The following is a 12,153-nucleotide window of genomic DNA, read 5'->3' as shown; positions in this document are numbered from 1 at the left end:
AAAAACTCATAAACTCTTTATATATGATGTGTGGGGGCATCAAGAAGATGAGCAAAGGAAAGCTATACTAGTTGAATTAACCGAATTCATTAAAAATGAGAAAGATCTCCTTAAAAAGAATGATAAAAAAAATTGGGATGATAAATTAAAAATATTATTGGCTAATTCGAAAGAAACAACTACCATTAATCAGCCGTACCTAAGTGTTGGATTTATTTTTAGCTTGTTGTCTATTGTTTATATACCAACTGTCAATGTATTTAAAGATTCAATTAAGGATTTCTTTCAGATAGAGTCATGGTTTTGGAAATTAGTACTGGTGGCTTTTCCAATTTTTATTGTTATTGGTATTTATATTTATAATCTTATTAGAAACTGGAAGAATAAAAAGTTTTTTTGGAAATCATTCCGATACGCTGCGGAAGAAACCTTTCAAGTATATACTAATAAACAGAAAGAAGAAACAAAAATTGAAACAATTTCTGAAAATCAGCCATCTGTCAGAGATTTTCAAAAATGGATGGAAGAAATCGACGATGATTTAAATAAGAAAATAATCTTGGTCTTTGATAACTTTGACAGGTTACCTAAAAAACATATTCTAAATATTTGGTCTTCTATTCATATATTTTTTGCAGAGAAAAAATATAAAAATATTAAGGTAATACTACCTTTTGATAGAGAGCATATTCAAAATGCTTTTAAGGAATTGAATATTGATGGAACCGATAAAACTTTTGGTGATGATTATATAAATAAAACTTTTGATATTGTTTTTAGAGTAACACTTCCAATTATGTCTGATTGGAAGCAGTTTTTTAAAACCCAATGGGGAAAAGCTTTTGTTAATTATGATACAAATGAATTACGTTTAGTAATACAGGTTTATGAATTTTTAAATAAAAGAATAACTCCGAGAGAAATTATAGCTTTTATAAATGAGATTTTAACCCTTAAACTTTTAGATAAAAATTTCAAAGAGAGATATATTGCAATATTTGTTTTAAAAAAAGAACAAATTTTAAAAGCTCCCTTAAAAGCTATTACGGAACTGGATTACTTAGGCGGTCTAAAATCTATTTATTATAATGATTCTGATTTTTCAAAGCAATTGACTGCAATCGTTTATCATATTGCGATAGACGATGCAATTGAACTGATTTATACTCAGGAGTTAAAAGATGCATTAAACAGAAATGATGTGGACAGCTTTAACTCTATCTGTAAGTCTGATTTTGCGGACTCGATTTTTACTTCAGCAATAATGGATATAGATATTTTAGAAAATCCAATTAAAACACTAGCTTCAATTCAAGAAGATACAAATATTCAAAAATCACAAATTGAACAGGCTTGGAAAACTTTCTATTACAAAGTTATAAATAATAAACTTCAAGTCGAAGTACTTGAAGTTGAAGACTGGCAGCTAATTCTAATTGCAAATTATAATGATAATCAATATCTAAAAGTTTTATTGTCACAGTATGCTATGTTGATTGATGATTTTAACGTAATTGATTATACTTCTTTAATTGATGAATTAATGAGTGATTTAGGTAATGATAGAGTATCACCTTTGTTGGTTACAAAAAATATTAGTGCCTTAAATTTTGTTGAATTAGTAAAAAATACGGGAAATGACTATAAGAAATATAAACTAATTTCCGATGACAAGTCAATTGATAAATATCTCTTTGAATTACCAATTAATAGTATTTTAGAGTTAAACAATACTGAAACTCTATGTAAAGATTTTCTTCTAAATGATTATAAAAAATACTTGAAAACAAATTTAAATACTGCTGTAGATCAAAATAATATTCAGAAAGCAAATGACATACTTTTAAAAGCTAAAGAAACGACAAAAAGTAAAAACGCACCATTAAATGCACCATTGAAAGAATTATTGGATGATGATAAAATATATAGTCTTTACAATAATAATATTTCTTCACCATTGCCTATTATTAATGACCTAATTGCGATGAGAATAGCGAAAGGGGCAAAATTCAGCACTTCTTATAGAAATTACTTTAATGATGTTTTAAATACTGATAATGAAGCTGAAGCAAGGGCGATTGGAAAACAAATTCTAAATTATATCTCTTACGAGGAACTTTTATTAAGTTCTCAAAATTTTTCTGACTCAATATTATTTAAACAGATTGTTTTGAGCATGTTTAAAGATTCGTTTTTAAATAAGAGGGCAAATGTTATTAATCTCATTAATAGATATGACAAAATTAAATCTTCCCTAAACGTAAAAGATGACCAATTTCTCAATGAATTGAATAAATGGGAAGTAGAAAAATCTAGTTTAATATTAGATGATTTAGATGATGAATTTATTGATGATTGTTTTAAGTATGATGATTTAAATATTTCAAAAAGTTTTATAGAAACATTTAATCAAAAATTTCAAAGTTTAGATAATGATGGTTATAAAACTGTTTTTAATTCTGAAAATGATATCCACTTTAAATATTTTGATTATTTAGATACCAGATCCTTAACGCAATCCTCTTTAGATGTATTTAAGGGGTCATTTTTATCTAAAATTCAAGATAACAAAGATGGTGAAAATTGGTGGAATATACTTGACAAATATGAGGCGAATAACTCTAATTTGTCGATTGAAAATAGTTTAAAAGATATCAGAGATCAGTTTTTAAATGGGCACATTGAATTAAATATTAGTGTAGCACAAAAAATTATACCATTTTTTATTAAATATAATTTATTAGATCCTTCTACAGATATTTTTAGAACCATCATTAAAAACATTTTTTTAAGTAATAATGAATTTTTAGATATTTTATTACAACACAGGGATTATTTAAAAAACTTATATCAAGCAACTGTTTCAAACCAAAAAGAGGGATTTCGAAATATAATTAATGAGAAAAGAGATAGTAATGAAAAATTAGAGCAATTAGCAAAGCAAATTGGAATCAGAAAACAAAAAGATAAGCAATAAACTATCGTACAGAAATCATACATAGTAAAACAAAAAAATCCCAGCTTCGTTGGGATTCTTTACGACACTTTACACAGCAGAAAAACAAAACCCCCTCACATCTTTCTAATTGCATTCCTCGTAAGATATATATAATTAAACATATAAAACGTTGCCACCGCCCCGAAAGTATGCCATAAAAAGTGGGTCCCGAAACTCAGCCATTCCCACTTATCAGCGATACGGAAGGTCAATGCAAAAACAAACGACAGCAGAGCAAAGCCTACCCATTTGCCAGCTTTCCACCTGGTGTAAATCAAATACCTCAATACCGAGAAAAGGACAAATGAAGCCATGACAGCATAATTAATGTTGATAAAAAGAGAAATGTTATCTGTAAAAATCCAGTTTCTCAATGTAAACATAAGTATCAGATAGACGAGAACCATTACCACAGCATAATACCATCTGGTGCTCCGGGCTACAAAATAAAATCCGGCAGACAGACAGAGCAACATGATCGGCATCCAGTCCATCGCAATAAATACCGGCCATTGCCTGAATGAATGATAAATGGTTCCCCCAATGGCGCCAATGTATAATAAAACCAGGCAGTAGGTTAAAAAAGGATATTCTTTAAAATTACCTTTTATTTTAAGGGTCCAGAAAATGGCTATCGCCAAAAAAAACACAGCAGTGACTGCATTGAACGGCTCAGGGAAAAGCTGGGCCATATCTGTTTCTTTATATAACATCCCTCCGTCCGGAGGTAATTGATGTATTGGCATGGTCCTTTTTATATGATTCTACAAATATTTATTTACTTCTCTAAATATAGAAAATTGATTTAGTTTTTTAGTTGTCAAATTGTTTAGTCTTCTGAAATCTTCTTCGCTTATACCAATATAACACTTAAAAAAGCTCCAAAGTACAATGACTTTGGAGCTGAATTTAAACAGATAAACTTTCAGCTGATCTGCTATTCCTTGATTATTTTAGTAAAATTAGTATCTCCTTTCAAGAAGTAGTTTCCTGATGGATATTCAGTAAGATCGATCGTATTTTTCCCTTTTCTGAACATCACACTTTTAATGAGCTGGCCGTTGATGTCATATAAATAAACATTTTCGTCCGCTGCGGATTCCACATTGATCACTCCTGTTGTTGGATTAGGATAAGCCGAAGTTTTTGTTTTTGCAGAAACTTCTCTTGTTGACAGAAAACAACCTGAAATATAGGAGTCCCCAATAACATTAAACCCTTTGTTGATCAGCTGCGCTCTGGCCAACATGGCTTGCGGTGTAGAATAAACAAGTCCTGTTGCATCGATAGTTCCGGATGTTATTGTTGAGTTCGCCCATGTAGGATTATTATTCAGGGCAATGAGAAAATTACTGTAATTCGTACATGATAAGCCGGCATTTTTAAATCCGAAATAGATTGAATTCCAGGTGAAGTTTTGAAGCTTAATATTCCACGCAGAAATATCCTGGTCAAAATGGGAAGCACCCGCAAACATATTAAATCCGGCAAAATAATCAACCTTGCTTACATCCCAGTTTCCGATAGGCTGGTTGAATGACACTGCATTTTCAAACATATGCTCAAAATCTCTTGCTTTACCTGTATTCCAGTTATTAAGCGGCTGATTAAATGCTGTGGCATTATAGAATGTATAGCGGAAATCAGTAGCATTTCCCGTATTCCAGGAATTTAATGGCTGGTTGAAAGCTGTAGCATTCGAAAACATGGAAGAGAAATCGGTTCCGGATATGGTGTTCCAGCCAGAAATATCCTGGTTGAAAGATGTGGCATTCGAAAACATGCTGCTGAAATTTGTTACTTTTGCCGTATCCCAGTTTCCGATATTCTGATTAAACAGCGTCGCTCCGCTGAACATACCGCTCATGTCCGTGATACGGTAAGGATTCCAGTAAGAAAATGAAGTATGGCCTGTCAGAGATGAGCAGTTAAGGAACATTTCTGATAAACTGCTTATCTGGGTAAGATCAGGAGTATCTGCAGCCGTTACGTTAAGGTTGGGACAGTAAGCAAATGCCCTCTCGAATTGCTGAAGCCACGTAGTATTCCCCCACTGGCTGAGTTCTATGAGCTCCTGATTTCCACCGGGAGGCATAATGCCGGTATTGGCCCTGAATCCGTAAAATAATCCGTTACCGCCGGATACTTTCACTTCGTAGGTTGCCTGCAGTGGATCTGCATGTAATGATGGCCCGAAATTTATGATTATAGGATTGTTGCTGTTGGAGGTCACCGAATTCATGACTCCGTTATGCTGAGGATATCCTACTTCTTCCCAATAAATGGTGTAATCGGTTCCTGTGCCGCCGAAACGTATTGAATGGTCAATGATACCATTTGCATTGGGTTTCCAGAGCGTAACAAATTCATTCTGCGCGTAGGAAATGGAAAATAATAAAAGAAAAATGATTATTAGCTGTTTTTTACACATAATTTAAAAGACTGGTTTTAAGGTTAAAATTTGGTTGGGTAAGACAATTAATTTCCCGGGATTCTTTATCTTATCTCTGACCCAAAGGTACTGACGCACAGCGTCAAAACACGTCGTATTATAATTTAACAGCTTATTTTTTTTTTGTCTTTTTTTGATAAAAATTACACGAAAAAAACTTGGGTGATATCGGACCAAGTGAAGGGAAAGAATGAGGGGAAAATGAATACTTTTATAATAGAAAAGTGGTTCTCTTTTTTTTGTTTCCGGCATTTTGCTTAGAGCGCAAATTTGCAGAGAAATTTTACCGGGGATCCGCCTCCTGAGGTTTTTTAGCTGGGCAAGTTGCCAATTGGAGTTCTGCCGGTTCTGAAAGAATTGCCATACGACAGACTTGTAGATCTGCAGTAGAGTTTCGTTATCTCGCGAATCCTGATGCAGGCCTGACATGATGATCAGTTATGCCCAAGAATTAGCTTCCGGAGATGTTGATGTCGAAATGAGTAGCATGAAGCAGCTGTACAGATTCCGGAAAAAGCAGTGCCAAATTTTCTACATTAAATTCAAGATTTACAGAGTTAAAACATTTTTTGAACAATGGTTTTTGGGAGAAATAAGTAAATATTTAAGAAAACAGAAAAATGACCAGAGTAGAAGCGATTGCAAAATTAAAAGAGGCGAAAGAACTGTCGGAAATTGACATGATGAGCAAAGAAAAGTTTGATGAATTAAAAAAGAACCTGGCTCCTATTACTAATAACTAAGATTAAAATGAATATACTAAATAAATGTTTTATTAACTTTGAGAAAATAAAAATCATTTTTATAATTAAACCAAACTCTATTCTTATGAAAAATTTAAAAATTCTATCAAGAGAAAAACTAAAAGAAATTAAAGGAGCAGAATCAATTTCAAAATGTCCTCCTGGAAAGTACTATTGTCCTGAGACAGGAATATGTATTCCTTTTCATGCAGGGTGCTATATTATAGTACCGGATATACCGGCGGAAGAAATCTTATCTCAGTAATTAAATTTTAAAAAGTTTTTCTCAAGGGAAAAACTTTTTAAATTAAGTATCGATCCATAATTCTTTGGATTAAAAAATTTCTGGAGCTATGCCCCGGAGTTACACGAGGAAAAGTTTGAATTGAAACAGCCGATTGAGATTTTGATAAATGTTACGGATGTTAATGGTAAAAGTATTATAATAAAAGGGCTTACCGATGGCGTGGATACTTCAACTCTAAATGGGTGACTTTTTTTAAATTTAATGGCTTTCTTTAGCTGAATATGAAAGGGAATTGATAAAAGAAAGAACAAACCTCAGCAAAAGAACCATAACATCTGCTGCTACCCACGGTTAATTTCTAAAATTCTAATTTTTAAAATATGAAAAATTACACTATTCTTTTGATGTTCTTTATAGTTTCAACTTTCAAATCTCAAATAAGTGAAATTAATAACATTAAAGCTAAATATATTCAATACTATACGGATCATAATGTCCCCACCAGTATTCTCACAACCCCTCAAGCCTCGCAAATTTACACACGATATTACAGCGGATGTACCAACGCTATTACTTATCTCAATACAAATATCAACTTTTCTTCTCCCGGACCTGTTTGGAATCTTACGAACAGTACCGATGACGCTACCTTTATCAATCTGGTAAGAAACCAACTATACAATATGGTAGTTACGTATAATCTCAAAGGACCACTTGTAAATGGTGCTCCATCTAATCAGAGATATAAAGACCCAGCACTTAAGAACCAGATATTGAATTTGTTTCAATATTTTAAAAATAAAGGTGTAAGTGAAAATTCTAATTTTGGACATTCAGAAGCTATACCTGTAGAGAGTTTCTCTGCAACAACGGCTTTTGGGCTGAGAGCAAATCTCTACGGTTTATGTGTTCTTTTAATGGAAGATGAATTAAGGGCTGCCGGAGAATTTGCACATCATCAGGGTATTCTTAATAAACTTACTTATAATTTACGGCCGGATAATCCCAATTATAATTTTACTTATACGGGCTTTAATCTCGATGTTTCAAGAGTATGGATAGAGACTAGATTATGTTACATATTTGGTCTTGATGAATCTGATCCTGCAAAACTGACCGAGATGTCTCATTTATTGAATTTTACTAATAGAGCTACGCAAATAGCAAATGGCTGGTCTGGTGGAATTAAGCCTGATTATACAATATTTCATCATCTGACCGCTTATCAAAATTCATATGGTGCAGATGCTTTGAACGTTTTTACACGGTTATATTATTTTTTAGCTGGTTCTGCTTATCAACTGAACTCTGAGTCTGTATCCAACATTAAAAATGCAGTGATGGTCTATGAAAAATTCTGTGCTGACAATGAGATTCCCAGATCGCTCACTGGACGATTCCCAAATGAAACTTTATTAAACAACCAGGCTCTACTCCTGCTGTATAGTACAGATCCTGCAGCTAATAACGATGCAGGGCAGCTTTACCGAAATAGTTTTACAAGCATTGACAATTCTGCCTCACTTGGTGTCTTTACAAGACTTCAAATGTCATTAGGTAATATCAACTTATTTTCACCCTCTCAGGGTTTACTGCAAGGACACTTCAAATTTCCCTTTGGCGGGGTGAGTATTCACAAGTATAATGGTTATCACGTTTCGGTAAAAGGAACAAGCAAAAATGTATGGAATTACGAAGGTGGTGCAACAGAAAATGCATTCGGAAGATATAATTCTGCCGGGACTATGGAAATTTTCTCACAGGGGTCACCTAAAACAAGATTGAACAATGGTTTAGGAGTTGCCTCAGCCGCTGGAACGGTAACAGATGATGGATGGGACTGGCGGCACCTTCCGGGTGTTACAGCTGCAGCACTACCTCTTTCGTCTCTTAACGCTGCAGGTAATGCACAGCACTTATTTTCAACCCAAAATTTTTTAGCCCACGCCAGTCTGGACGATAAAGGTGTATTTGCATTGGACTATCGTGATATGAACGCTTCTACTCCTATGTCCGCTTTAAAATCAGTATTTTTTTACAAAGATAAAATCTTTTGTTTAGGTTCAGACATAAAGAATTTGGGAGGAACAGTCCCAATCCACACCACATTATTTCAAACCGGGCTTCCTTCTGCAAATACACAGACAATTATCGACGGTAATGCACAAACGGGATTAAGCACGAATTTCACAGCATCCCAAGGTGGTCACTGGGCTACCGACGCCGCTGGAAACGGGTTTGTAGTTCCGGCGCAAGGTATGAATGGGATACTCAACATAAGAAGAAGTACACAGCAGTCAAGAAATCACACAAATAGTGCGGATACAAACGGTAATTATAAGATTGCCTATATAGATCATGGAACATCACCACAAGCCGCCACCTATCAGTATGGAATCGCGCTGAACAGTACACCATTACAAACGGAAAATTTTGCACTTAATTTATCAGATTACTTTCAGGTTCTTCAGCTTAACTCCTCAGCACATGTTGTAAAATTCAGTGAAGATAATAGTTACAATTATGTTATTTTTGATGCTGCAACCAATTTTAACTTCAATGAAGTGATTTCAACTTCGAGGCCATCTGTTATTATGAGCCAAAAGATAAATAATGGCAATAATCTGAAAATAAGTTTGACAGTTCCATTAAACTTGCTTTCAGACAATGAATATCTTGGATTTAATCAGATCTGGAATAACCCATCAAACTTTTATAGAGTTTCTCCAGCTATACAGACCACTGTTACGGTGGCTGGCCTCTGGCAGCTGGCCAATCCTACCAATAACATAACAACAAATATTGCAGGTGGAAATACAGTTGTAACATTCACCAGTAATAACGGTAACACACTGCAAACGAATTTGGTGAAAATTCCAACTCTGCATACTGACGACTCCGATTACAGTATTCATTCAGTTCTTATATACCCAAACCCTGCTACAGATTATGTCCGAATCAAATATCCGAATAATGGATCTAAAATATCTATATTCGATATGAGTGGAAAAGATTTTACATCTGCAGTAAAACAACATGATCATAGTAATAATAATGTATTTAAGGAGATTAATTTAAAAAATTTACTTCCGGGAACATATATGATTTGTATAGAAGGGAACTGTTCAAAATTGATAAAAAAATAAAATTAGAGGATCAGCCCGAAAACCCTGAATAATATTTATTTTTTATTAGCTGATCTCTAATTTTAGCAAAAGTGTTATTATGAAAGCTCAATAGAGTAATGAGTCAACATTTTATATAAAAGAAAAAGAGCCGATTACTTCCAAAGATATTACAGATATTTGTATGGCAACTGGATTTTAACTGACAAAATGTTGTAATCACATAGGATAACTGGAAAACAACATCTCAAAAAATAAAATATTTTTAAAGCAAACTAAAAACTTAAAGTATGACACTTTCCAATCACCCACACCCCAAATGCCCCCTCAAATATTCCGCAGTATAAAAACCCCTATCCTTAAGCAGCTCCGGCACCGTACCCTCAAAAATAATTTTACCCCCATGCTTTCCTGCTCCTGGGCCAATGTCTATAATCCAGTCGGCTTGTGAAATAATATCCAGATTGTGTTCAATAACGATCAACGTATTTCCGTTATTGATAATTTCATCAAAAAACCCGAGCAGCTTTTTCGTGTCGCTTGGATGCAGCCCTGTGCTCGGTTCATCCAGGACGATCACCTTATTGGACTGCCTTAATTCTCTCGTTAACTTTAAACGCTGTCTTTCTCCACCGGAAAAGCTGTTTAGCCGCTGACCGAGCGACAGATAGTCCAAACCTAGTTTTTCAAGAAGCTCCAGGTCATGATGGAAAACAGGCTGGGGCAGAAAATCAATAGCTTCGGAGACCGTCATCTGCAGGACTTCCCAGATATTCTTTTGGTTATAGGTGTATTCAAGAACTTCAGGGGCGAATCCGCTTCCTCCGCAAACTTCGCAATGCTGCTCAATATCGTCCATAAAAGCAAGGTCTATCTTTTCAATGCCCAGTCCGTTACAGTTTTTACACGCTCCTTCACTATTGGTACTGAACAGTTTATCCGAAACCCCGTTGGCTTCCGCGAAAAGCTTCCGCAGCGCATCCGATACATTCAGATAGGTCAGTAAATTGGAGCGGGTGCTGGCCGTAAAAAGTCTCTGGTCAATCACCGTTACATCAGGATAAAATGTGGGCAGAACCTGATTAATCAGGGTACTTTTTCCTGAGCCTGCAACGCCTGTCACAACGGTCATTATCTTTTTCGGGATTTTTACACTAACATTTTTTAAGTTATTCAGTGTTGCATTTTTGATTTCCAGATATTCATCGGATGTTTCCGGCTTCTTTTTGTACTGTGGGTTTTCTGAAAAATAATGGCCTGTCTTGCCTTCAGAAGCTTTTAATCCTTTAAATGTACCTTCATAAATGATTTTTCCTCCGTTTTTTCCGGACCCCGGACCCATATCGATGATCCAGTCTGCAATGCGGATCAGATCCGGATCATGTTCCACAATCAGAACTGAATTGCCTTTATCTTTTATTTTCTGAATAATAGAGACAATATTCTGAATATCCCTCGGATGGAGGCCTATGCTCGGTTCATCAAAAATATAAAGCAGGTCAACCAGGCTGTTACCGAGGCTTTTCACCATTTTTATACGCTGCGATTCCCCTCCCGAAAGACTGTCTGTCCGCCGGTCGAGCGTCAGATACTGCAGCCCGATCTCAACCAGGCTTTTTAATTTAGCAGATAGCTCCTTAAGGATGGTTTCATAGGTTTTATCGTCTATTTTGCTGACAAACTTTAAAAGTTCATCAATGGAAAGTGCGGTGCAGTCAGCGATATTTTTACCCGATATTTTACAGGAAAGAACTTTTTTATTCAGTCTTTTTCCCTCACATTCAGGACATAATTTGGTGGTGATCACTTTTGACAGCACTTCTTTTCTGGAGGTATTTTCCTTGGAATCTTTTTTCAGGAATGATCTTTCTATTCTCGGGATCAGCCCTTCATACTGTACCGTTTTCCCCCATTCGTCTGATGGATTGGGAGGCTTGTGTTCCTCTGCATACAGCAGCGTTTTCCATTCTTCATCCGTGTAGTCTTTCAACTTTTTATCCCGGTCAAAATACCCGGAATACGCATACCTTGTCCATCTCCATCCTCCGGGCTGAAAAGTAGGAAACCGGATCGCTCCCTCATTCAGGGATTTTTCATGGTCAATAAGCCGGTCAATATTAACGGTCTGAACAAACCCCAGTCCTTCGCATTCCGGACACATTCCCTGCGGATTGTTGAATGAAAATATATTGGAGTACCCCACAAACGGCTTCCCGATTCTGGAGAACAGCAACCTCAAAGAAGCATAAATATCCGTGGCAGTTCCCACCGTAGAACGGGCGTTGCCTCCCAACCTCTTTTGATTGATGATAATGGGAACATTAAGGTTTTCTATTTTATCCACGTCCGGAATTCCGAAATGCTGCAGCCTGTTCCTTACAAAGCTGTTCTGTGTTTCATTGATCTGGCGCTGGGCTTCTGCTCCTATGGTTTCAAAAACCAGGGAAGATTTTCCGGAACCTGAAACTCCCGTAAACACCACAATCTTATTTTTGGGAATGTCCAGAGAAATATTTTTCAGGTTATTTTGTCTCGCTTGGGTAACAACTATATTTTTCATAATATTTTTATTAACTTTGCTAATATTT

Annotated in this window: 7 protein-coding genes; 4 read left to right on the top strand and 3 right to left on the bottom strand. The window is 35.3% G+C overall.

Annotated elements, in window-relative coordinates:
* Positions 1–28 precede the first annotated feature (28 nt).
* The gene (locus B7E04_RS09685; RefSeq protein WP_165439429.1) at positions 29–2,977 is read left to right on the top strand and encodes a P-loop NTPase fold protein; all 2,949 of its coding nucleotides are present in this window, start codon (positions 29–31) and stop codon (positions 2,975–2,977) included.
* Positions 2,978–3,072: 95 nt separating this feature from the next.
* Here B7E04_RS09685 and B7E04_RS09680 read toward each other — a convergent pair whose 3' ends face one another.
* Together B7E04_RS09680 and B7E04_RS09675 are read right to left on the bottom strand one after the other, a co-directional pair.
* Positions 3,073–3,744 (bottom strand): hypothetical protein, encoded by a 672-nt coding sequence (locus B7E04_RS09680; protein ID WP_080778461.1) that lies wholly within the window; start codon positions 3,742–3,744, stop codon positions 3,073–3,075.
* A gap of 191 nt (positions 3,745–3,935) precedes the next feature.
* A complete protein-coding gene (locus B7E04_RS09675) occupies positions 3,936–5,429 on the bottom strand; it encodes a BspA family leucine-rich repeat surface protein (RefSeq protein WP_080778460.1) in 1,494 nt (497 codons plus the stop codon).
* Positions 5,430–6,070: 641 nt separating this feature from the next.
* Between B7E04_RS09675 and B7E04_RS22530 the strand changes: the two genes are divergently transcribed.
* The 3 genes from B7E04_RS22530 to B7E04_RS09660 all read left to right on the top strand — a co-directional run bounded on the left by B7E04_RS22530 (position 6,071) and on the right by B7E04_RS09660 (position 9,586).
* Positions 6,071–6,193 carry a hypothetical protein gene (locus B7E04_RS22530; protein WP_262484656.1) on the top strand — a complete coding sequence of 41 codons (123 nt, stop codon included), beginning with the start codon at positions 6,071–6,073 and terminating at the stop codon, positions 6,191–6,193.
* Positions 6,194–6,278: 85 nt separating this feature from the next.
* Positions 6,279–6,458, top strand: a complete 180-nt coding sequence (locus B7E04_RS09665; protein WP_139785378.1) for a bacteriocin-like protein — start codon at positions 6,279–6,281, stop codon at positions 6,456–6,458.
* Positions 6,459–6,820: 362 nt separating this feature from the next.
* A complete protein-coding gene (locus B7E04_RS09660) occupies positions 6,821–9,586 on the top strand; it encodes a polysaccharide lyase family 8 super-sandwich domain-containing protein (protein ID WP_080778457.1) in 2,766 nt (921 codons plus the stop codon).
* 283 nt (positions 9,587–9,869) lie between these two features.
* Here the strand turns inward: B7E04_RS09660 and B7E04_RS09655 are convergent, their stop codons facing one another.
* Positions 9,870–12,125 (bottom strand): ATP-binding cassette domain-containing protein, encoded by a 2,256-nt coding sequence (locus B7E04_RS09655; RefSeq protein WP_080778456.1) that lies wholly within the window; start codon positions 12,123–12,125, stop codon positions 9,870–9,872.
* Positions 12,126–12,153: the final 28 nt, after the last annotated feature.

It is taken from the genome of Chryseobacterium phocaeense, from assembly GCF_900169075.1.
Classification (GTDB): Bacteria; Bacteroidota; Bacteroidia; order Flavobacteriales; family Weeksellaceae; genus Chryseobacterium; species Chryseobacterium phocaeense.
This window is presented reverse-complemented; position numbering and strand designations above follow the sequence as displayed.